The sequence below is a fragment of the Sorangium sp. So ce385 genome, from assembly GCF_051474135.1.
Classification (GTDB): Bacteria; Myxococcota_A; Polyangia; order Polyangiales; family Polyangiaceae; genus Sorangium; species Sorangium cellulosum_D.
In genome coordinates this window covers 3,934,757-3,957,067 of the sequence record NZ_CP150337.1, presented here as the reverse complement: position 1 = coordinate 3,957,067, position 22,311 = coordinate 3,934,757, and the positions used below count along the sequence as shown (strand labels likewise).

Sequence of the window (22,311 nt, the reverse complement as noted above, 5' to 3'; positions counted from 1 at the left end):
GCGACGCGCTTCGAGCGCGCGCCCCGGCCTGCGCCTGTCCGCGCGCCCGTTTCCCGCGGCGGCGGGCGAGCGCGCTCGCCCGCCGTCAGCCCGGGTAGGGCGCGCGCACGCCGAGCGCTCGAGCCGCGTCACGCGGCCTCACGGCGCCTCGCGTGTGGGCCCGGCTCACTCGACGCGGAGGTAGCCCGCGTTGATCATCTTCAGCACGGACTGCGCGGTCTCCAGATCCGTCGCGGGGCTCTTGTTGAGGACCATCGCGAGGTGCCCGTGGTTGTAGACGACCTGGAGGACGTCCAGATCGACGGGCGAGAGATCGCGGAGCTGCGGCTTGAGCGGCTGGGGGATGACCAGGCGCGCCGACAGGTCCGGGAGCTGGTGGCGGATGTTGTTCAGCTCGTCGATCTGCCGGAGCCCCTCCATGAGGAGCTCCTGCACCGTCGCGCTGATCTCGCCGGTCATGACCCGCTCCTCGGCCGGCTCCAGGTCGAACGTCCCGCCGGCCCACGTGAGGATCCGGTAGACGCTCTTGAGCGGCGGGACGTCGGTCAGATCGTTGATCGTCGCAAAGGTCACGATGCCCTTGCGCAGGTAGATCTTGCCGACGTCGTCGTCGGAACGGACGACGAGGACTCCGCTCTTCTTCGATGTGCCGAAGAGCTGAAGCAGATCGGGGAGCGGGATCTCGTCGATCGACCCGGACATCGACCGGGTCTGACCGCTCCTGAGCGAGGGCTCGTCCATCCGGCGGCGCGCCGGGGGCGCGCTCGGATCGGTGGAGACGACCTTGAGGATGCTGGTGCCGATGAGCACCCGGTCACCCTCCTTCAGGGTCGTCTTCTTGATCTTCTCGCCGTTGACGAACGTGCCGTTCGTCGAGCCGAGATCCTCGATCACGATCTGCTGTTCGGTACAGGCAATCCGGGCGTGGCGCCGGGAGACCATGTCCTCGACGAGGACCATGTCGAGGTCGCTGGAGCGACCCACGACGATCTCCTGCTGCTCCCCGAGGGGAAATTCGCCGCCTTGGTACTTCCCGGAGATGAAGCGCAACGCCAGTTGCCGCGTTGCCGACACCTTGGGAGCGTGGTTATCCATCGCAGGGAGTAAAAACCTTCGAGCGCTACGCGAGCGCCAGCAGGGGGCAAAGTCTAGTTTCACCGAGCAAAGGTGGTCAAGAGATCCGGGCGGTTCTTTCAAATGAGTTGGCTCGTTCGTCCTGACGCAGCGCGCCGCGCCCCGCCCTCGCCCCCTCGCTCCCGTCCCCGACCCCCTCGCCTAGCCCTTCCCTGACGCCGCCCTCCGGGCGGCGCAAGTGCGTCCAATCCGCGGGGAAAACGCCGATCGGCGCCGAACGGGCGGCCGGCTCCGGGCCTATCCGGGCGGGGGGCCGGGCCGCCTCAGCGAGGCAGACCGCCGCCGCTCGGCGCATTGCCCTTGCTTTCGGGCCCGGCATGTTGAACGGCCTCGGCGTGAGCTCCGAAGCGACGCAACGCACCCTCGCCGCAGGCGATCCGCTGGGCACGCACCGCGTGCTCGATCCACCGGGGGCCCTGCCGCAGCCCGCAGAGCGGCTGGACGCTGACGCTTCGCGCAGCTTCGAGACCGAGATCGTCGTCGACGTGCAGACGCTGAACATCGACGCCGCGAGCTTCCGCCAGATGGAGGAGGCCTCCTTCGGCAGCCCGGACGGCGTGGCGCGGCTCGTCCTCGAGACGGTCGCGCGCCGGGGCAAGCAGCACAACCCGGTCACCGGCTCGGGCGGCATGCTGCTCGGCGTCGTGCGCCGGGTCGGCTCGCTGGCGGAGCACCGCGGCGTCGCCGTCGGCGATCGCATCGCGACGCTCGCCTCGCTGTCGCTGACGCCGCTCTCGCTCCGCCGGATCGTCGCCGTGCGCCCCGCGTCCGCGCAGCTCGACGTCGAGGGCACCGCGATCGTCTTCGCGTCGGCGCCGCTCGCGCGGATGCCGACCGACATGCCCGAGCGGCTCGCCCTCGCGCTGCTCGACGTCGCGGGCGCGGCGCCCCAGGTGGCGCGCCTCGCCGGCCCGGGCGACAGCGTGGCGGTGCTCGGCGCGGGCGGGAAGTCGGGCCTGCTCTGCGCGGCCGAGGCGCGGCGGCGCGTCGGCCCCGGCGGGCGCGTGATCGGGGTCGAGGCGTCGGCCGAGTTCGCCGCCGACCTGCGCGCCCTCGGGCTCTGCGACCACGTCGCGGTCGCCGACGCGCGCGATCCCATCGCGGTGCGCGACGCGGTGCTGCCGCTCACGGGCGGCGCGGGCGCCGACCTCACGCTCTCGTGCGTGAACGTCCCCGGGGTGGAGCTCAGCGCGATCGTCGCCACCCGCGACCGCGGCAAGGCGTACTTCTTCGCGATGAGCACGAGCTTCACCGCCGCCGCCCTCGGGGCCGAGGGGATCGGCAAGGACGTGGACCTCTACATCGGCAACGGCTACGCGCACGGCCACGCCGACCACACGCTCGCGCTCGTGCGCGAGCGCCCCGCGCTCGCGGCGCTCCTGGCGTCGCGCTACGGCTGAGCGCGCGCCGCGCGGCGCTCGCTGCGCCGCGCGGCGCAGCCGGGAGGTCGCGGAGGCTTCAGCCGGGCCGATCCTGAGGCGCCGGCTCGGCCGCCGGGAGCGCCGGCGACGCCGCCGGCGCGGGCGCCCCCGCGCCAAGCTTGTCGACGGCGGCCGGGAGGATCACGGCGAAGGTGCTCCCCTTCCCCTCGTACGAGCGGACCTCGATGCGGCCGCCGGCGCTCTGCGCGATGCGCTGGCTGATCGACAGCCCGAGCCCCGTCCCCTTGTCCTTCGTGGTGAAGAACGGCAGGAAGATGTTCGCGAGCACCTTCTGCGAGATCCCCGGGCCGTTGTCGGTGACGTTGAGCTCGACGAACGGCTCGTCCGAGCCGGAGCCCGGCCGCGTGCCGCGGCCGAAGCGGACGCGCGTGGAGATCACCACCTTGCCCCGGCCCTTCATGGCCTGGACCGCGTTGCGGAACAGGTTCATCAGCACCTGCCGCAGCTGCTCGGGATCGATGGCGACGCGGGGGAGATCGGGGTCGAGCGTGACCTCGACCTCGAGCTGGTCGTTCCTGCGCTCGATCGAGAGCACTTGCAGCGTGCGGCGCACGATCGCGTTCACGTCGGTCGGGACGACCGAGCCCTGCGCCGGCCGCGCGAGATCGAGCACCGAGCCCACGACGCGGTCGAGCCGATCGACCTCCTCGAGGATGATCCCGATGAACTCGCGCGACGCCGGATCGATCTGCGCCTCCGGCACGGGATCGGCGAGCAGCTGCGCCGCCCCCTTGATCGCGCCGAGCGGGTTCCGGATCTCGTGCGCGAGCCCGGCCGCCATCTGGCCGAGGAGCGCGAGCCGGTCGCGCTCCTTCATCTGCGCGTAGAGGCGCGAGTTCTCCAGGACGACGCCGATCTGCGCGGCGAGCGTCTCGAGCAGGGTGAGCTCCTCGGGCGAGAACGCGTCGCGCACGCGCGTGTCCGCCACGACGAGCAGCCCGATCGGCTCGCCCTGCTCGTCCCGCGCGCACAGCACCACGCCCGAGCAGAGGCTGCCGAGCACCTCGGCCGCCGCGAGCACCGCGTCCTCGGGGACCTGCGGCCGCACCTCCGTCCGCCGCGCGAAGTTGCCGTCGTCGTCCGCGTCGCTGCGGCTCCGGCGCGCCCGCCGCTCGCGCGCCTCGCGCTCGAGCTCCTCCATCGCGAGCGGCCCGCGATCGAGGCGATCGAGCAGCGCCCGCGCCGTCGCCACCTCGATCCGCTCGGGGACGCGCGGCCCGAGCGACGCGAGCCGATCGAAGCCGGTCCCGTCCTGATCGCGCAGGTAGAGCGCCGCCGCGGTGACCCGGCGCGACTGCTCGAGCGCGCTCATCACGATCGCGCCCATCTCGTCCACCTCGAGCGTGTGCACGAGGCGCCGCCGGGCGTCCGCGAGCGAGCGATCGAGATCGAACCGCTCCCGCAAGAAGAGGCGCTGGAGCTGCTCCTCGACGCGCTCCCGCAGCGGATCGAAGAGCACCAGGATCACGATCGCGGCGAGCACCGCGTTCAGGTACATCGTGTTGAAGCCGCCGATGAACGTGAGCAGGAGATAGAAGATCAGCGCGATCAGGAACGCGACCGCCGTGGCGACGAGCAGGCGCGCGAGCATCTCGTAGGCGTCGAGGAGGCGCTCGTGCCGCAGGGCCTGGGCGAGCACGAACAGGAACACGATCGAGAGCGCCGCGCCGACGGGCGGCGGCTCCGCGCCGAGGAACCAGGCGAAGTCGGCGACGCTGGCGAGCGCGGCGAGCGCGCCGATCACCACGAGGAACCGCACGCGCCGCTGCGTCGCGCGCGAGGAGCTCTGCTTGCCGCGCTGGCCGAGCGTGAACAGCCCCGCGGTGAGCAGCGCGAAGACGTAGAGGAAGATGCAGCCGCGCGTGAGCCAGTCGAGCCACGAGCCCGGCTCGCGGCTCACCAGCACGAGGACGAACAGCGGGATGGCGAGCACCCCCGCGAACCGGAGCAGGCGCGAGCGGCGATCCCCGTCGTGGGGGATCATCGCCTCGAAGAGGTGCAGCGCGAACTGCGGGAGCAGCACGGCGAGGATCGCCGTGAAGCGCTCCCAGATGGAGGCCTGGAAGAAGCCGAAGAGCGACTGGGAGAGGTACCAGAGCCCGACGTCGGCGGCGAAGGCGGCGAAGAAGAGGTGCACGCGCCGGACGCGGCCCCGCAGCAGCGTCGAGGCCGCGATGGCGAGGGCCAGGGCCCCGCAGACCAGGGTCGTCCGTGTGCGGAGATCGATCCCGAGCGGCGCCACGCGCGAAGGCTACCGCAGCGAGCCGCGCGGCAGCCCCAAAACGAGCCGGGGCGCTAGTGGGTAAGCGCGCTGGGGCGCCGGGCGCGGCCGCACAGGCCCGGCGGTGGCCTGCGGCTCAGCGCGTCCCGTCGCCGTCGCTGCCCTGAGGGTGCCAGGGGAGCGGCTCCGGCATCTGCTTGTCCCCCGATCGCACGTACGTCCGCGTCCTCGCTCCCTCGTCGCCGCCGGCCGGAGGCGAGGCATCGCGCAGCCGGAGCCGCGGCAGCTCCGCGCGGTCGGCGGCGGAGGCGGCGACGTCGCGCTCGACGTCCTCGCCGCCTGTCTCCGAGACGAGCGCCTCGTCGGAGCTCGTCGGCTCGAGCTCGCTCCACGCGTCGTCTGCTTGCTCGTCGCGCTCCCCGGGCGCGAACGCGCACCCCGCGAGCAGCGCAGAGGCCGACAGCGCAAGCGCGAGGCCCCCGGACAGCCAACCCCTCCTGCAAGGTCGCATCACTTCAATCCTCCGACGTCCCGCCAAAGCCATACTGTTTCACAAGCTGCGAAAGACGTGGTCTCTTCATACCCAAGAGCACCGCGGCGCGCGTGATATTCCCGCGACTTTCGTCGAGCGCCCGGGCGATGCACTCGCGCTCGATCTCGCGCTTCATGTCGCTCAGGCTGACCCCTCCTCGGACATGCGCGTACGCGAGCTCCAGGGGCGTGCGATCCACGGACGCCGATGGGGCCACGGGCGCCGACGGGGGGTGAGACTCAGGCTCCGCCCGCTCGGGCGCGGAGGAGCGAGGGCCGCTCGACGGCTCGACGGCAGGGATAGCAGGCAGCATGCCAGCCCTCGGTGTCATCGGAGCGCTCGCCGGTTCCAGGGCCTCGAGGTCCCGCAGCCCCTCGACGTTCGCCGTGAAGTCCTCGAGCTCGATCACCTCGCCGTCCGCGAAGATCGCCGCGGCGCGCAACGCGTTCTCGAGCTCGCGCACGTTGCCCGGCCAGGCGTGCCGCGAGAGGGCCGAGATGGCCCTGCCGGAGAGGCGCTTCGGCGCCGTGCCGCGCTCGGCGGCGATCCTCTCCAGGATCGCGGCGGCGATCACCGGCACGTCGCGCGGCCGCTGCCGGAGCGCGGGGACCTCCAGGACGACCTGCCGGAGGCGATAGTAGAGATCTTCCCGGAACTCGCCGCGCGCGACCATCGCGCGCAGATCGCGGTGGGTGGCGCAGAGGATCCGGACGTTGGCGCGCAGCGGGGTGACACCCCCGACCCGCTCGAAGGTCCTGTCCTGCAGGACGCGGAGCAGCGCGACCTGCGTGCGCGGCGAGATGTCGCCGATCTCGTCGAGGAAGAGCGTCCCGCCCTCGGCGAGCTCGAACCGCCCGCGACGGCGCGCCGCCGCCCCGGTGAACGCCCCCTTCTCGTGCCCGAACAGCTCCGAGAGCAGCAGCGTCTCGACCAGGGCGGCGCAGTTCACCTTGATCAGCGGCCCGCCCCGCCCGCTCGCGTCGTGGATCGCCTCGGCGACCAGCTCCTTCCCCGTGCCGCTCTCACCGTGGATCAGCACGGTCGCGTCGCTCGCGCCGACCTTCTCGACCTGGTGGAGGAGGCTGAGCAGCGCCGGCGCCGCCCCCACCAGCCGCTTGATCGCGGGCACCACGGTGGACGGCCGGTGCGCGCGCGCGGCGATCCGCGCGCACCCGGAGCACGCGCTCGATCCGCACAGCTCGCAGCCCCTCGGCTCCGCCTCGGCGGCGACGCGCGCCGACGCCTCGAGCCGGCCGAGCTCCGCGAAGAGCCGGCGCGCGAGGAACCTGCGCGCGATGTCGGGGGGCAGCGACGCGGTGATGCGATCGCGGAGGTGGATCGCCGCCTCGAGGTGCGACCGCGTGGCCGCGGCGTCGTCGTCGGGCGCGCGCGGCGGCCGATCCCCGGACGCCGAGGCGTGGTGGAGCAGCACGTGCGCCTCCAGGGCGCGCTCGCGGCCGTGGTCCTTCCGCGAGAGCGCGAGCGCCTCGGCGGCGAGCTGCCCGAACGGCTCGCCGGCGGCGCGCGCGCGGAGCGCCTCGAGGAGCGCGACCTCGGCGAGGTGCCGATCGGACCTCGCCTCGGCGCGCGCCGCCTTGATCATCTGCGCGGCGAGCAGGAGGTCGCCGTCGTCGAGCGCGATGCGCGCGGCCACGGCGTAGCACTCGCCGAGCTTCGGGCCGGCGCCGTACGCGAAGGCGGCGCGGAGCTCGTCCCCGGCCTCCTGGGTGCGGCCGCGCTCGAGGTGGATCTGCGCCGCGACGTAGGCGACGTGCGTGATCCACACGCCGGGGATGCCCGGGCCGGCGACCTTGCGCGCGAACGCGAGCGCCTGCTCGGCCTCCTCGAGGAGCCCGAGCTGGAGGCGGAGCTCCGCGAGATTCGCGATGAGGTTCACGAGCGCGACCTTGTCGCCGATCTTGCGGAAGATGCCGATCGCGCGCTCGAAGAGGCGCAAGGCCTCCGGGTACTCGTGCTTCAGGTGGGCGATGACCGCGAGGTTCGTGAGCGCGTAGCCGGTCGCCGCGCGCTCGCCGCGCCGCTCGCCGTCGTCGAGCACCGCCGAGAGCATCGCGCGCGCCTCGTCGAGCCGGCCGCTGGAGAGCAGCGCGATGGCGCGGTTCAACCGGGCGCGCAGCTCGCTCACGTGCTCGCCGGCGCGCGCCGCCTCCCACGCGTCGGCCGCGAAATGCCGCTCCGCCTCGGACCAGGCCTGCTGCGTGAGGAGCAGCTTGCCGAGGATGTTGCGCGCCTGGAGGCGCGTCGCGATCTCGCCCGCGCCGGCGAGCCCCTCCTCCGCGTGCGCCTTGGCCGCCGCGAGGTCGCCCGTCTTGCAGCAGAGCTCCGCCACCTCCACGGCGCCGCGCGCCCGCTCCGCGGGCGTGGCCGCGGCGGCCGCCGCGCGCGAGAGCACCATCGCGGCGGTCGTCAGGTCGCCGCGCGCGCTCGTCGCGCGGCCGTGCACGAGCAGCGCCGCGAACGACTCGCCCTCCCGCAGGGCCGCCGAGGAGAAGTCGAGCGCGAACTCGACGTCGCCGAGCCGGAGCGCGACCTCCGCGGCCCGGAGCAGCCGCTCGCCGGGCGGCGAGCCGGAGAGCGCGCGCATCGATCGCGCCCAGCGCTGCCAGAAATCGGCGCGCGCCGACGGCTCGCCGACCGACGAGATGGCGAGCGTCGCCGCGGCCTCGGCGCGGTCGGCCCGGCCCAGCGAGGCGAAGAGCTCGCTCGCGCGCGAGAGGCTCCACGGGTCGGACGGCTGCTCCTCGAGCGCCTCCGCGACCGCGAGCACGTCCTCCGGGCCTTCGCCCGCCGGATCGGCGGCCGCGCGCCGCGCCGTCACCCAGCCGCGATCGTCGGCCTCGATCAGCCCGAGGCGCGCGAGCTCCTCGCCGGCGAGGGGGCACGCGGCGGCCCCGGGCCCCGGCTCCGCGCGCCGAGGCGCGAGCCGGCCGAGCTGCGCGGACGGCCAGGGCCGCTGGCTCAGCGCGAGCCGATCGAGCAGCCGCCTGGCCTCGAGGCTCGGCTGCTGCGGCAGGGGGCGCGGCTCGGCCGGCGCGGCCAGCACGGCGGAGCACCAGCCCTCGAGCGCGTCCAGCCGGTCGAGCTTCGCGACGACCCGGCGCTCCGCCTCCGCCGCGAACGCCTCCCAGAACCGGTGCAGGTCGTCGGGCGACGCGACGCCGTCGATCGTGATCGCGCTCGTCCACGGCCGCCTCGCCGCGTCGCTGCACACGATGACCAGCGCGGAGCTCGACCCTTCCGCGATGAGGCGGGAGACCTCCTCGAGCACGAGGCTCCCCCAGCTCGTGGGCTCCCCCTCGGTGACGAGGAGGATCGCGCCCTCCGCGGCGGCGCAGATGCCCTGCGCGACCGCGACCGGATCCGCGGAGGCGACGCCGCAGCGCAGCGCGAGATCGCGCCAGGGATCCCGACCCGCGGCGTGCGCGGCCGAGATCAGCGAGCGCCCCACGCCTCGAGCGCGACGCGCGAGGTGGGAGCAAACCGCATCCAGGATCGGCCGCTGTCCATGGACGTGGAGCACCCCACGCGACGCGGCTTCACGGACGCGCTCATCGAGCGCCCGGAAACCCCCGGCATCGCTCGTGGTGGCAGAAGGAACGCAGGCTGCGGCGACAGATCCCAAGGCAATGGAAGCGTACCTCTCGGCTGGAGCACGCATCAACGGATCCTGCCGTCGAGCATCGATAAGTATCTATCGCACCAGTAGAAAATTTCAGTGCGACTACCTGGTTCCGTCCAGGACCTGCTGGATCGCGTCGAACGCGTCCGGAGGGGCTTCGCCCAGGGCGCGGGCCAGCGGGAGCTGCGTGGCCGCGGCGGCGACGTAGAACGGAACGAGGTGCGGCGCGAGCCGGCGGAGCGTCTCGAGGTGCCGCGCGACGCCGGGCGCGTCGCCGCGCCGGACCGGCCCCGTGAGGGCCTCGGGTACGCCGAGCACCTCGACGTTGTCCGCCACCGTGCGCAGCAGCGGGCCGAGCATCTCGGCGGCGGTCTTTCGCTCGATGCCGGCGCGCTCGAGCAGGTCGACCCCGGCGGCGGCGAGCGCCGCGGCGCCGTTGGCCACGAGGCCGGCGGCGGCGTGGTAAGCGACGCGGTCGAGGCCGGAGAACGTGCGCGGCGTCATCCCGAGGCGCACGCCGAGCGCGCGCGCGGCGCGCACGGCGGCGGGATCGCCGTCGATGTGGAGGTGGCCGCGCTCGAGGAACGGCACGAACGCGGGCGAGGCGAACGAGATCATCGGGTGCATCTGCGCGACCGAGACGCGGCGGCCCCGCACCGCGGCGAGCGCCTCCGGGCCGAGCGCGCCGGCGCAGTGCACCACCGCGACGTCCCGGTGGCCGACGAGCCGCAGGGCGCGCATCGCCTCGGCGGCGGGCGCGATGGCCCCATCGCGCACGGCCAGGATCACGAGGTCCGCCTCGATGCGCTCCGTCGGCAGCCCGTCCCGCGCGGGCCGCAGCGTGACCGACAGCCCCGCGTCGCGGCTCGCGCGCGCGAGCCCGCGGCCCACCTTGCCGGCGCCGTAGATGAACACCTCCGGGAGGGCGCTGTCGTCCCGGTGCATCGGCGACGGGCGCGTGCTGTCCATCTCGTTCATGCGCCGCTCCCGTATAGGCCGTGCGCGAGCGCGTAGTCGAGCACGGCGCGCGGCACGCGCTGGCGGACGGCCTCCAGATCGCCCGCGGCGAACGCCCGGCGGATCTCGCTGCTCGAGATCTGCGGGAGGAGCACGTCCGCGGGGCGCAGGAGCGGGCGCGGGTCCGCCGCCGCGTCGAGGCGCTCCGCGGCGGTCGCGGCGAAGCCGGAGCGGCCGAGGACGATCGGCGGGGCGAGCTGCTCGATGCGATCGAAGCGGTGCCAGCGCGGCAGATCCGGGAGCACGTCGGCGCCGACGAGCAGGCGCATCGCCCAGCCGGGGTGCGCGGCGGCGAGGTGCTCGAGCGTGCGCAGCGTGAGGCTCTCGCCGCCGAGATCGCGCTCGACCGCCGAGACCGACACGCCCGGGAGCCAGCCGAGCGCGAGCTGGCACATGGCCAGGCGATGCTCGAAGGGCGCGAGCTCCTTGGAGAAGGGGTGGCGGTAGACGGGGACGACGAGCACCTCGTCGATCGGCGCGACGGAGATCGCGTAGGTGGCCGCGAGCACGTGCGCCACGTGGGGCGGGTTGAAGCTGCCGCCGAAGATCGCGACGCGGCGCGCTTCTGACGCTGACCCGCGCGCGCGCCCGCCCGTCGCGCCCGCGGCGCCCTCAGCCGTGCGAGCCACCTTGAACCCTCAGCTTGGGGCCGGCCGCGGGCGGGCCGACGATCTCGCGCGCGGTCACCGCGCCGCTCGCGTTGATCACCTCGATCCGCACCCCGCCCTGCCCGTCGTCGAGGAGCGCCCGGCCGCCCTCGGAGCCGATCGGCCCGGGAGAGAAGAACGTCCGCGGGCCGACCTTCTTGATGAGCGGCTCGGAGCTCTTGCCGAAGACGAGGAGCGACGCCGCGACGATGTCCTCCTCGTCGAGCGCCGCCTTGTCGAACACGAACAGCGCGACGCGCCCGTCCAGGATCTCGATGGTGCGCTGGCCCGGCGGGAGGCTCATCAGCACCTTGAGGCGCAGCCGCGCCCGCTCGGACGCCACGAACGCGTCGAGCTGCTCCGGCGTCGCGGCGGCGCAGCGCGCGGCCCGGTCGAACAGGGCGCCCTCGGCGGGGTTCGCGCCGACCAGGCTCTGCGCCCAGCCCTCGACGACCCGGTCGAGCGCGTCGTCCTCGGCGACGTAGATGACCCGCTCGGCGTGGCCTTCGTCGAGCAGGTGCTGGGCGCCGCGAGCGAGCGCGGGCAGATCACCCTGTGCAGGGCCGAGGACGCCGAGGCGCATCGGCCACAGCATAGATCAGCGCGCGAAGCGGGGGGCACCTTCTCCGCGCCGCGCGCGCGCGCCGGCGACGCCGCGCGTTTTCCGTGCTGCTTCCCTGCCGGTTCCCTGCCGCTTGCTTGCCGCTTTCCCTGCCGCTTGCTTGCCGTTTCCCTGCCGCGTCGCTCCCGCGTTTTCCCTGGCCCGCGGCGCGCGCGCCCGGCGCGCGTCTGCTAGCGTCCGCCCATGTTTCGGCGAGGTCGCGCGCTCCGGGATCCGGTCACCATCACCCTCGACGGAGCGGACGTCCCGGCGGAGCGGGGAGAGCCCCTGGCCGTGGCGCTGCTCGCCTCCGGGCGCGTGACGCTCGCGCGGAGCCCGAAGCTGCACCGCCCGCGCGCGCCGACCTGCCTGCGCGGCGGCTGCGACGGCTGCCTGGCGCGGGTCGACGGGGTGCCCAACGTGATGACCTGCCTGCGGCCGGCCGCCGGCGGCGAGCGCATCGAGGTGCAGAACGTGGTCGGCTCGCGGGAGGCGGATCTGCTGCGGGTGACCGACTGGTTCTTCCCGCAGGGGATCGACCACCACCACCTGATGGCCGGCGTCCCCGGGCTGTCCGGGGTCATGCAGTCGATCGCGCGCAAGCTGGCGGGGCTCGGCCGGCTGCCGAGCGCGCCGCTCCCGCCGGAGCCCGCCGCGCGGCTCGCGCTGGACGCGGCGGTGATCGGCGCCGGGCCCGCCGGCGTCTCGGCGGCGTCGGCGCTCGCGGCGCGCGGCCTGCGCGTCGCGCTGATCGACGACGGCCTCGCCCCCGCCGGGTCGCTCGCCGGGGCGCCGCGCCGGGCGGCGGAGCTCCTCGCGCGGCACCCGCTCGACGGGGTGCGCGTGCTCTGCCGGCACGTGGCGGCCGGCGTCTACCTCGGCGAGCTCCTGGTCGCCGGCGACGCGGGCGCGACCGTGATCGAGGCGCCCGCGCTGGTCTTCGCCACCGGGGCGCACGACGGCGTCGCGGCGTTCCCGAACAACGATCTGCCCGGGGTCTTCTCGGCGCGCGCGCTCTGCCGGCTGCTCGCCTGCGGCGTCGAGCCGACCGGCCCCGTCGCGATCGCGGGCGAGGGCTTCTGGGCCGACGAGCTCGCGAGCGCCCTCGGCGACCGGCTCGCGGCGCGGATCCCGCTCGCCGCGCTCGCCGCGGTGAACGGGATCTCGCAGGTGAAGAGCGTGACCGTGCGCGGCGCGCCCTCCGCCCAAGGCAGCCCGACGAGCGATCTCAAGGTGGTGGCGCTCGCCGTCGAGGCGCCGGCCGCGCCCTCGTTCGAGGTCGCCGCGCAGGCGGGCGCGCGCGTCGAGGTCGACCCGCGCGCGGGGTACGCCGTGCGGGTCGACGCGCGCGGCCGGGCCGGCGACGGCGTGTGGGCGATCGGCGAGTGCACCGGCGCCGCGCTCGATCTCGACGGCGTCGAGCGGGCGGCGGCGCTCCTCGCCGACGATGTGCTCGCGGCGCGCGGCGCGGCCGCGTGAGCCCGGGATGACCGGCGCGCCGCGAGCGCCGCGGCCCAGCGCGCCGCGATCGTCGCGGCGCGGCCGCGCGGCGGGTCAGCCGTCGATGATCAGATCGAAGAGGCCGATCCCGCCCGCGATGAACACGACGTCGAACACGCCCATGAGCGCCACGTAGTCGGTGAGCTCGCCGAGCGTCGCGCCGCCGAAGAGCTCCCGCGTCCCCGCGACCGCGGCGAGCAGGGTGGGCGCGAGCAGCGGGAAGAGGACGCTCGCGAGCACGAGATCGCGGGCGCGCGTGCGCACGGTCATGGCCCCGAAGAGGGTGCCGCTCGCGGCGATGCCCGGCGTCGCCGCGAGGCAGAAGAGCGCGAGCCCCGCGCCCGTCTTCGCGAGATCCACCGCGAAGAGGAGCGCCGCGGCAGGGATGATGATCGCCTCGACCGCGATCACGAAGACGCAGAGCCCGAGCGCCTTGCCGGCGAACAGGGCGCTCCGCGCGATCGGCAGGACGAGCAGGCCCGAGAGCGCGCCGTCCTCGCGCTCCCGCTGCCACGTGCGGCTCAGCGCGAGCACCGACGCGAACGCCACGCTCACCCAGATCACGCCGGGCGCGACCCGCTCGGCCGCGTCCTGCCCGGCGTAGAACGCGAGCGACGCGATCACGGCGACGAGCACCGCAAAGAACCCGCTCGTCGTGACGATCTCGCCGGTGGCGAGCTCGATCGCGAGATCCTTCCGCGCGACGAGCATCGACTGGCGCACCCACCCGGGCCGGCGCCTCGACAGGGACGCCGGGCCCGCGGGCGCCGTGGTCTCGGAGAGCACGGCGCCGCTCAGAGGCTCAGGTACGTCTGGTCCTTGAGCCCCCGCTCGTAGTCGGCGAGCAGCCGCATGCCCTCGGTCGGCTTGAGCAGGTCCTGCTTGATCGCGCCGTCCACCTGGGCCTTCACCTTCCCGACGAGATCGCGGTTGTCGTACTGGGTCAGCGCCAGGACCTCGTGGATCTTGTTCCCGGCGATCGTCTCCTCGATGTAGTACCCGCTCTCCTCGTCGTCATCGAGGAAGACGTGCACCTCGTTGACCCGGCCGAAGAGGTTGTGGATGTCGCCCATGATGTCCTGGTACGCGCCGGTCAGGAAGATGCCGACGTAGTACGGCTGGTCGCCCACGATCGGGTGCAGCGGGAGCGTGTCCTTCACGTCGTTGAGATCGATGAACTTGCTCACCTTGCCGTCGGAGTCGCAGGTGATGTCGACGAGCGTGCTGTCCGCCGCGGGGCGCTCGTTCAGCCGGTGGATCGGCACGATCGGGAAGAGCGCGCCGAGCGCCCAGTGATCGAGCAGCGACTGGAACACCGAGAAGTTGCAGATGTACTGGTCGGCGAGCTGCTTGCGGAGCTCGCCGAGATCGTCCGGCACCTCCTCGGGGTCGAGCTCCGACGCGATCTTCTCCATCGCCTCGGCGATCTCCCAGAAGAGGATCTCGACCCGGGCCTTCACGTCGAGGTTGAGCAGGCCGAGCTCGAACATCTTCTGCGCCTCCTCCTTGATCTGGAGCAGGTCGTGCCACGACTCGCCGAGGTTCGGCCCGGAGAGGTTGTCCTTGATGTAGAGGAGGTTCTGGATGAGCTTGTGCTCCTCGGTCTGGATGTCGATCGGCGACATCGGCGTCTTCTCGATCGAGCCGAACGCCTGGACGACCAGCACCGAGTGGTGCGCGACGATCGCGCGGCCGGACTCCGAGACGATGTTCGGGTGAGGCACCCGCTCCTCGTCGCAGATGTCCGCGATGTTGTGCACGATGTCGCGCGCGTACTCCTCGACCGAGTAGTTCATCGAGGAGTGGAAGGTCGAGCGCGAGCCGTCGTAGTCGATGGCGAGGCCGCCGCCGACGTCGATGTACTCGATGCGCTGCCCCATCTTGCGGAGCTTCGCGTAGTAGCGCGTCGCCTCGCGCACGGCGCGCTTGATGATCAGGATGTCCGGCACCTGCGAGCCGATGTGGAAATGGAGGAGCTTGAACGAGGCGCTCATCCCCGCCTCGTCCATGATCCGGATCGCCGCGAGGATCTCGGCGGTGGAGAGCCCGAACTTCGCGTTCTCGCCGCCGGACGTCTTCCACTTGCCCGCGCCCTCGGTGAGCAGCCGCACCCGGAGGCCGATCATCGGCTCGACGTTCATGTCCTTGGCGACGCGGGTGATCATCCGCACCTCGGAGAGCTTCTCCGCGATGAGGATCACCTTCTTGCCGAGCTTGCGCCCGATCAGCGCCGTCCGGATGAAGTTCTCGTCCTTGTAGCCGTTGCAGACGATGAGCGACTCGGGGTCGTGGTGGACCGACAGGCCCGCGAAGACCTCGGGCTTGGAGCCGACCTCGACGCCGTAATGGTAGGTCTTGCCCGCGTCGAGGATCTCCTCCACGACCTCCCGGAGCTGGTTCACCTTGATCGGGAACACGCCGCGGTACGTCCCGCGGAACTTGCTCTCGGCGATCGCCTTGTTGAACGCCTCGTTGAGCGACCGCACGCGGTGGTGGAGCAGGTCCTGGAAGCGGATCAGGAGCGGCGTGCGGAGCCCCTGCTCGAGCGCCGCGTCCACGACGTCGCGGATCGCGATCTTGCTGCCGCGCTCCTGGAGCGGGGCGACGGTGAGGTTGCCGTCCGGGCTCACGTCGAAATAGCCGCGACCCCAGCGGTCGATCATGTAGAGCGACTTGGCGTCTTCCGTGGTCCAGTCGCCGGTCTCGGTCTCGTGCGCGCTGCTCACAGTCGTTCTCCTTGGCGGGGCTCGCGGCGGGCGACACCCACCTTTCTGGGAGGGCCCACGGGGGGCTTCAGGCTCATCAGGGGGACGTCAGATCGTCGGTCCGACGCTGGACGGCTGGACGCCGCGCGCTGGCGACGCGGCTCAATTACGATAGGAACGCCGGACCTTCAAGGGCGGGCAGCCCGGTCCGGTCCGGCATGGACGGCGCGCTCGACGAGCGGGCAGCTCAGGCCTGAGCTTTCGGGGTCGCCGGGGCGGCCTTCGCCCGCTTCGAGGCCGACTGGTAGAGGTCGTAGAGGCGCGGCACCGGGTACGCCTCGAGGCGCTTCCTGTAGCCCTGGTCCTTCGACCGGTTCAGGACCGCCAGCGTCTCGTCGATGAGCTTCGCGCGCGTCCCGAACTTCTCCTTCACCGTGCTGAACGTCGCGTGCAGGCGGAGGAGCTTGGCGTTCGACACGTGCTCCAGCCCCTTGGAACCGCCCCGATCCGTGCTGACGCGCCCGAGCCAGAGGTCCTCGGTCGCGAGCCCCTTCAGGGCCTCGACGAGCTTCGCCTTGTCGCCGAAGCGCTCCTTCACGATCGCAAGCGGATTTTTGCTGGCCATTGCTGAGACTCCCACGGGCAGGCGGGGCCTGCGCCGGAAATGCGCGAGATGACTCGCGCGGCATTGAAGAGGGAGCGCGATCTAGCAGAGCGGCCGGGGTCACCGCAAGGGCGCGCCGCGGAGGACCGCGGCGGCGGCGGAGGGCGCGGCGGCGGCGGAGCCCGCGCGTCGGCGCTGTGCTGGGCCGCGGATCATGGTACAGGGCGCGCCGATGCTCAACCTGGGGAGCTGGCTCGTGGCGCACGTCGACCGGCTCCGGCCGCTCCGGCCGCCCCCGGACGCGACCGCTCGCCTCGCCGAGCCCTCGTCGGCGCTGGCGAGCACCCTGCTGAAGGCGCTGTTCCCGGTCGCCGCGTTCATCGCGCTCGCGCCCGTCCTGTGGCTCTTCTTCCGGCGCACCTGGCGGGAGCTCGACGTCGAGGCCCACGAGCACCAGCGGCGCACCCTCGCCGCCGGGGGCTACGACCGCCGCCCCGCGGTCCTGTTCACGATCACCGCGGTCGTGCTCATGCTGCAGCAGTACTACGGCGGCCGGGCGGTCTACGACGAGCACATCCGGCCGTGGCTGCGCGAGCTCGAGCTCGCCCAGACGCTCTCGCCGGCCGGGGTGATCGTGCCGATCTCGCTCCGCCGCTACGACGAGCTCTACAGCTACGTGTGGTGGTCGTTCACCCGCGTCTTCGGCTACGTGGCCATCCCCATGGTCGGGTGGAAGCTCTGCTTCCCCAGGGACAGCCTGCTCGACATGGGGCTGCGCGTCCGGGGGCTCGCGCAGCACGCGTGGATCTACCTGCTCTGCCTCGCCGTCGTGGTCCCGGCGGTGTTCATCGTCGCGAGCGCGCCCGACTTCGGGACCTACTACCCCTTCTACAAGCAGTCCTCCCGCTCCTGGTTCGACCTCATCGCCTGGGAGGCGATGTACTTCGCCCAGTTCTTCGCGCTGGAGATCTTCTTCCGCGGCTTCTGGCTCGCCGGCCTGCGCCACACCCTGGGCTCCGGCGCGATCTTCGCGATGGTCGTCCCCTACTGCATGATCCATTTCGGCAAGCCGTACCTGGAGGCGGCCGGCGCGGTGGTCGCCGGGATCGCGCTCGGCTCGCTGGCGATGCGCACGAAGAGCATCTACTCGGGCTTCCTGGTCCACGTCACGATCGCGCTGCTCATGGACCTCGTCGCGCTGTCGAACCGCGGCGCGCTGCCGCGATCGTTCTGGGGGACGTGACGCCGGCGCCGCCGGCCCTCGCGCGGCGGCTCAGCCGAGCGTCCGGGTCAGCTTGCGCATGATCTCGGCGCGGCTCCGGTCCCGGATCTCGCGCCGGTACAGTGCCTCCAGCCCGACGGCGGCCGCGCGCGCCGCGTCGCGGTGCTCGCCTTCCCAGGGGAGCACCGCGAGCCGCCGCCAGAGGATCTTCTCCAGGAGCCGGGGCCTGCGCCTGGCCAGCGCGCCGCTCGCGAGCTCGATGACCCGGGCGGAGGCGGGGTCGGCCCGCATCGCGCGCACGAAGAAGCCCACGGCGGCGGTGACGCGGCGGCCGCCGCGCATCGCCTGCACGCCCGCGTCGCACAGCGCCTCGGCCCGCTCGCGCGGGGTCGCGGCGCGCCGCGCGCGCTCCCGCGCGGCCTGGACCTCGGCGCTCAGCGCGTCCCGGCGCCGCCGGGCAGGGCGCATCTTGATGACGAGGAACAGGATGAAGAGGGCCGCAACCCCCGCGAGCACGTGTCGCCAGCCGATCTCCATGGCGCCCGCCTTAGTACAGCGCCCGGGACGTGCTCACCAGAGCGAGCTTCCGCGCGCGCGCCCCGCGCGGTGGACGGCCTCGCGCGGCCGTCCTCGGAATCCCGCCGCCCGCCGCGGCGTTCGTCACGACGTTCCGCGACGTTCCGCGACGTTCCGCGACGATCCTTTCCGCCGCCACGGTGCGGTTTGCGCGAGCAGGCGATCCCAACCTATGCTGAGCCGAGAAATGCCCGTCCAGTCGACCTCCGGCTCCTCCGTCCGCGTGCCCCTGCGGGCCCTCGTCGCCGCGCTCGGGCTGGCCGCCCTCGCGCTGCACCCGGGCAGCGCGCTCGCCGATATCTTCACGTACACCGACGCGGATGGAACGGTGCACTTCTCGAACCGCGCCGCCGGCGACGCGCGGTTCAAGGTGTACATCAAGGGCGACGGGCGCCGCCCCGGGACCCGCCCCGGCGTGGCCCCGGTCGCCCCGAGCGACAAGTCCCTCGAGCGCTTCAGCCGCTACGACACGTGGATCCGCCAGGCGGCGACGCTCTACCAGATCCCCGAGGAGCTCGTCCGCGCCGTCATCAAGTGCGAGAGCGACTACGATCCGCGCGCGGTCTCGCCCGTCGGCGCGCAGGGGCTGATGCAGCTGATGCCCGAGACCGCCCTCCGCATGCAGGTGCGCGACCCGTTCGACGCGCGGGAGAACATCTTCGGAGGAACGCGGTACCTGCGCATCCTGGCCAACCTCTTCAACGGAGATCTCGATCTCACCATCGCCGGGTACAACGCCGGCGAAGGGGCGGTGATGCGGCACGGCGGCATCCCGCCCTACGAGGAGACCCAGGCTTACGTGACGCGCGTGCGGACCTACTACGCGCGCTACCGCACCACCCGGGACACCACGGTGGCCTCCATCGAGCCCTGATCGGCTCGCCCGCCGCACCACCCCTCCGCTCGCCAGCCGGAGACGCGCTCGACCGCGCGGCGTAGCGCACACCGCCCCCGACCGGGGTACCGCGATGCTACGATCCCAGGAACGGCTGCCGCAGCCGCCCCCCGGGCAGGCCCCGGGAAGCGCAGGTGCGGGCAGGCGGCCATCCATCACGCTCTCTTTGCTCCGTACGGGCAAGGGTCCACCACATGACGACCACCTCGAGCCTCATCGAACTCACCAAGCGAAGCCCCGACATCGCGCCCCTCAAGCCGCCGGTAGATCCGGCGTCGCTCCAGCACACGAGGCTGCTCGAGGTGCCCGACTTCCGGAGGATCCCGGCGTACGCCGAGGTGACCGACGAGCAGTTCATGGATCACCGGTGGCAGGCGAAAAAGTCGATCACCCGCCCGGACAAGCTGCTCGACACGCTGCGCGGGATGGTGTCGGACGACTTCATCCGGGACGCGACCGAGGGCTTCGCGCACGCGCCCATGAGCGTGCGCGTCTCGCCGTACATGCTCTCGCTGATCGACTGGAACGATCCGTACGGCGATCCGCTCCGGACGCAGTTCATCCCGCTGGCCTCGCGCTTCCTGCCGGATCACCCGAAGCTCGGGCTCGACTCGCTGCACGAGCGCGCCGACGCGCCCGTCCCGGGGCTGACGCACCGGTACGCCGACAAGGCGCTGTTCCTCCCGCTCGACACCTGCCCCGTGTACTGCCGCTTCTGCACGCGCAGCTACGCGGTGGGCATCGACACGGAGGAGGTCGAGAAGACCCACTTCAAGGTCGACGAGGAGCGGTGGAAGCGCGCGTACGCGTACATCGCGTCGCGCCCGGAGCTGGAGGACATCGTCGTCTCCGGCGGCGACGCGTACAACCTGCGGCCGGAGCAGATCAGCGCGATCGGCGAGACGCTCCTCGGGCTGCCGAACATCCAGCGCATCCGCCTCGCCACCAAGGGCCCGGCCGTGATGCCGCAGAAGATCCTCACCGACGACGAGTGGATCGACGCGGTGACGCGCACGGTGGAGCTCGGACGGAGGCTGCACAAGGAGGTCGTGATCCACACGCACTTCAACCACCCGAACGAGATCACCGGCATCACCCGCGACGCGATGAACAAGCTGTTCGAGCGCGGGATCACGGTGAGGAACCAGTCGGTGCTGCAGCGCGGGGTGAACGACACGCCCGAGACGATGAAGCTGCTCGTGAAGCGCCTGGGGCACCTGCACGTGCACCCCTACTACGTCTACATCCACGATCTCGTCCGCGGCGTGGAGGACCTCCGGACCACGCTCGCGACCGGGCTCATGATCGAGAAGCACGTGCGCGGCTCGACCGCCGGGTTCAACACGCCGACGTTCGTCGTCGACGCGCCCGGCGGCGGCGGCAAGCGCGACGCGCACTCGTTCGAGCACTACGACCGCACGACCGGGATCTCGGTGTTCGAGGCGCCGAGCGTCAAGCCGGGGCAGCGGTACACGTACTTCGATCCGATCGATCAGCTCCCGCCCGAGGGGCGCGCCCGCTGGGCGGACCCGGCGGAGCACCAGAAGATGATCGACGAGGCGCTCCGCGCGACGCGGTGAGGCGGCCCGCGCGCCGGCGGTGGGGGGCCGCGCGCGGCCAGGGGTGGAGGAGCCGCGCGCGGCGAGCGCCCGCGCGCGAGCTCACGGCGGCAGGCGCGCGCTCGCGCGTGAGCTCGCGGCGGCAGGCGCGCCCGCGAGGCCCTACTGGCCGTCGGCTTGCCCCGAGCCCTCGGCCCGTCCGGAGCCCTCGACCGGCGGCGGCTCGGCGTAGCGTGCGAGCGCGCCGGCGAGCTCGCGCTTCACGCGGTCCACGAGGTCGGGCGGCTCGACCACGCGGGCGGTCTCGCCGAAGCCGAGCACCCACGTCGCGAGCTCGGTCATGTCGCCGATGTGCATCGTGAGCCGCACGCCGCCGCCGGGCAGCTGCGTGATCTCCTGGGAGGGGTGCACCTTGCGCGTCCGCACGAACTCGGTCACGCGCTCGTCGAAGTCGATCACGACGCGCCGGGGCTCGCCGCCGCGCCAGATGCCGAACTGGCCCTGGAAGTAGTCGTCGATGGAGAAATCAGGGGGCAGCTCGAAGCGCTCGGTGACCGCGCACTCCGTGTCGCGCATGCGATCGAGCAGGAACGTGCGCACCTCGCCGCGGCTCACGTGGAGGCCCACGCAGTAGATCGCGTCCTTGTAGAGGACGAGCGCGTACGGATGGATGAGCACCCGCTCCTCGCGCCCGTCCCGCGAGCGGCGGTAACGACATCGGAGCGGGCGCAGATCGGCGACGGACTGGAACAGGTCGTCGAGCTCCTCGGTCCGCGCGGCGTAGTCCTTCGGGGCGAACGGGAGGTAGAGGAACCGCTCCTCCAGCCGCGCGTCGGCGACGCCAGCGTTCGGGCCGCGCCCTGGCCTGCGCGCGACGCCGAGCAGCCGCTGCGCGGCGAGGTCGATCTCCTCGAAGAGCGTCGAGCCGCGCATCGGCTCGAAGAGACGGCGGGCGGCGAGCAGGGCGTACGCCTGCGTCCGCCGCACCTCGACGCGCCGGGGCGCCTCGCTCGGCGAGAGGCGCCAGAGGCGAGGGCCGCCAGGGCGCGTGGCGACCGACACGAGATCGAGCTCGCGCTTGACCTCGACGAGGTAGCGCCGGAGCGAGCGCGGCGTGACGTTGAGCTCGCGCGCGAGGTCGTAGATCGTCAGGCCGGCAGGGTGCTTCTGCAGCAGGCTGCGCAGCGAGTCGAGCCGCCGGTGCTGCGTGAACGGGCCGCGCGGCCGGCCGCGCCGCGGGCCGCCCTTGGCGTCGTCCTCCTCGTCCTCGTCCTCGTCCTCGTCGTCCTCCGGCGCAGGAGGCCTCTTCGAGGCGGCCGCCGGAGGGGGCGCGTCCGTCCGCGCCGGGGCCGCCGGAGGGCGCACGCTCGGCGGAGGGCGCACGCTCGGCGGAGGGCGCACGCTCGGCGGAGGGCGCACGCTCGGCGGAGGGCGCACGCTCGGCGGAGGCGGGGCCGCCGTGCTCGGCCTGACCTCGGGCGCGGCGTCCCCCGTGAGCCGCGGCGTCACGCCCGCGCGCGGCTTCGAGGGCGGCAGCGCGCTGCTGGAGAACGGGTCGGCGGCCTGTCCGACGCGCCCGCGGGGCGCGCCCGCGGCCCCGCTCGAGCCGGCGGCCCCCCGCGCGCGAGCGGGCGAGGTGGCCGGCGCAGGGGCACCCCCAGGGCCTGTGCGAGCAGCGCGCGCCATCAGCTCAGCGCTCTATCGCATCACCCCTCCCCATCCAAGATGTTTGTCCCGCGCTCCGCCAGCCGGACGGCGACCGCGGCGCGGGCGCACGAGGACACACGCGTCGCGCGTCGGCTCCGGCTGCGCTCTGGCTGCGGGCGGCGCGGGCACACGAGGACACGCGCATCGCCCGCCGCACGTCGGCTGCGGCTGCGGCTGCGCTCTGGCTGCGGGCGGCGCGGGCACACGAGGACACGCGCGTCGCCCGCCGCACGTCGGCTGCGGTCTGGCTGCGGGCGGCGCGGGCACACGAGGACACGCGCATCGCCCGCCGCACGCCGGGCTCCGGCC

The 22,311-nt window shown here is 73.3% G+C and carries 17 protein-coding genes; 5 read left to right on the top strand and 12 right to left on the bottom strand.

The genetic code is table 11. The annotated features are described in order from the left end of the window. Positions 1 to 165 precede the first annotated feature (165 nt). Positions 166 to 1,095: a DUF4388 domain-containing protein gene (locus WME83_RS14705; protein ID WP_437319914.1), complete on the bottom strand. Its 930-nt coding sequence runs from the start codon at positions 1,093 to 1,095 to the stop codon at positions 166 to 168. A 356-nt stretch (positions 1,096 to 1,451) separates the two neighbouring features. Here WME83_RS14705 and WME83_RS14700 point away from each other — a divergent pair, with 356 nt between their 5' ends. Continuing rightward, positions 1,452 to 2,534 (top strand): L-erythro-3,5-diaminohexanoate dehydrogenase, encoded by a 1,083-nt coding sequence (locus WME83_RS14700; RefSeq protein ID WP_437319913.1) that lies wholly within the window; start codon positions 1,452 to 1,454, stop codon positions 2,532 to 2,534. 58 nt (positions 2,535 to 2,592) lie between these two features. Here WME83_RS14700 and WME83_RS14695 read toward each other — a convergent pair whose 3' ends face one another. The 6 genes from WME83_RS14695 to WME83_RS14670 form a co-directional block, all read right to left on the bottom strand. Next, entirely contained in the window at positions 2,593 to 4,818 is a 2,226-nt protein-coding gene (locus tag WME83_RS14695; protein WP_437319912.1) for an ATP-binding protein, read from the bottom strand. A gap of 115 nt (positions 4,819 to 4,933) precedes the next feature. After that, entirely contained in the window at positions 4,934 to 5,308 is a 375-nt protein-coding gene (locus WME83_RS14690) for a hypothetical protein (protein WP_437319911.1), read from the bottom strand. A gap of 4 nt (positions 5,309 to 5,312) precedes the next feature. Further along, a complete protein-coding gene (locus WME83_RS14685; protein WP_437319910.1) occupies positions 5,313 to 8,798 on the bottom strand; it encodes a sigma 54-interacting transcriptional regulator in 3,486 nt (1,161 codons plus the stop codon). A gap of 273 nt (positions 8,799 to 9,071) precedes the next feature. After that, entirely contained in the window at positions 9,072 to 9,947 is an 876-nt protein-coding gene (locus tag WME83_RS14680) for a DUF2520 domain-containing protein (RefSeq protein ID WP_437319909.1), read from the bottom strand. Next, positions 9,944 to 10,615, bottom strand: coding sequence for a nicotinate (nicotinamide) nucleotide adenylyltransferase (gene nadD, locus WME83_RS14675; protein ID WP_437319908.1), 672 nt, complete (start codon positions 10,613 to 10,615; stop codon positions 9,944 to 9,946). The genes WME83_RS14680 and nadD overlap by 4 nt, the downstream gene beginning before the upstream one ends. Next, positions 10,599 to 11,216, bottom strand: coding sequence for a hypothetical protein (locus WME83_RS14670; protein WP_437319907.1), 618 nt, complete (start codon positions 11,214 to 11,216; stop codon positions 10,599 to 10,601). The genes nadD and WME83_RS14670 overlap by 17 nt, the downstream gene beginning before the upstream one ends. Positions 11,217 to 11,438: 222 nt before the next feature. Here WME83_RS14670 and WME83_RS14665 point away from each other — a divergent pair, with 222 nt between their 5' ends. Then, a complete protein-coding gene (locus WME83_RS14665; protein ID WP_437319906.1) occupies positions 11,439 to 12,713 on the top strand; it encodes a 2Fe-2S iron-sulfur cluster-binding protein in 1,275 nt (424 codons plus the stop codon). A 75-nt stretch (positions 12,714 to 12,788) separates the two neighbouring features. Here the strand turns inward: WME83_RS14665 and WME83_RS14660 are convergent, their stop codons facing one another. The 3 genes from WME83_RS14660 to WME83_RS14650 all read right to left on the bottom strand — a co-directional run bounded on the left by WME83_RS14660 (position 12,789) and on the right by WME83_RS14650 (position 16,064). Further along, positions 12,789 to 13,520, bottom strand: coding sequence for a heme exporter protein CcmB (locus WME83_RS14660; RefSeq protein ID WP_437319905.1), 732 nt, complete (start codon positions 13,518 to 13,520; stop codon positions 12,789 to 12,791). An 8-nt stretch (positions 13,521 to 13,528) separates the two neighbouring features. Beyond that, complete coding sequence (gene speA / locus WME83_RS14655) at positions 13,529 to 15,460, bottom strand: biosynthetic arginine decarboxylase (protein ID WP_437319904.1); 1,932 nt, start codon at positions 15,458 to 15,460, stop codon at positions 13,529 to 13,531. A gap of 226 nt (positions 15,461 to 15,686) precedes the next feature. Next, positions 15,687 to 16,064: a hypothetical protein gene (locus tag WME83_RS14650; protein WP_437319903.1), complete on the bottom strand. Its 378-nt coding sequence runs from the start codon at positions 16,062 to 16,064 to the stop codon at positions 15,687 to 15,689. A 193-nt stretch (positions 16,065 to 16,257) separates the two neighbouring features. Between WME83_RS14650 and WME83_RS14645 the strand changes: the two genes are divergently transcribed. Then, positions 16,258 to 17,286 (top strand): CPBP family glutamic-type intramembrane protease, encoded by a 1,029-nt coding sequence (locus WME83_RS14645; RefSeq protein ID WP_437319902.1) that lies wholly within the window; start codon positions 16,258 to 16,260, stop codon positions 17,284 to 17,286. A 30-nt stretch (positions 17,287 to 17,316) separates the two neighbouring features. Here the strand turns inward: WME83_RS14645 and WME83_RS14640 are convergent, their stop codons facing one another. Beyond that, positions 17,317 to 17,802, bottom strand: a complete 486-nt coding sequence (locus WME83_RS14640; protein WP_437319901.1) for a hypothetical protein — start codon at positions 17,800 to 17,802, stop codon at positions 17,317 to 17,319. Positions 17,803 to 18,013: 211 nt separating this feature from the next. Here WME83_RS14640 and WME83_RS14635 point away from each other — a divergent pair, with 211 nt between their 5' ends. Further along, on the top strand, positions 18,014 to 18,715 hold the full coding sequence (locus WME83_RS14635) for a transglycosylase SLT domain-containing protein (protein ID WP_437319900.1): 702 nt from the start codon (positions 18,014 to 18,016) through the stop codon (positions 18,713 to 18,715). 215 nt (positions 18,716 to 18,930) lie between these two features. Then, complete coding sequence (locus WME83_RS14630; protein WP_437319899.1) at positions 18,931 to 20,316, top strand: KamA family radical SAM protein; 1,386 nt, start codon at positions 18,931 to 18,933, stop codon at positions 20,314 to 20,316. 141 nt (positions 20,317 to 20,457) lie between these two features. On the opposite strand, the gene WME83_RS14625 is transcribed toward WME83_RS14630, so the two are convergent. Next, positions 20,458 to 21,981: a helix-turn-helix transcriptional regulator gene (locus WME83_RS14625; RefSeq protein WP_437319898.1), complete on the bottom strand. Its 1,524-nt coding sequence runs from the start codon at positions 21,979 to 21,981 to the stop codon at positions 20,458 to 20,460. Positions 21,982 to 22,311 lie beyond the last annotated feature (330 nt).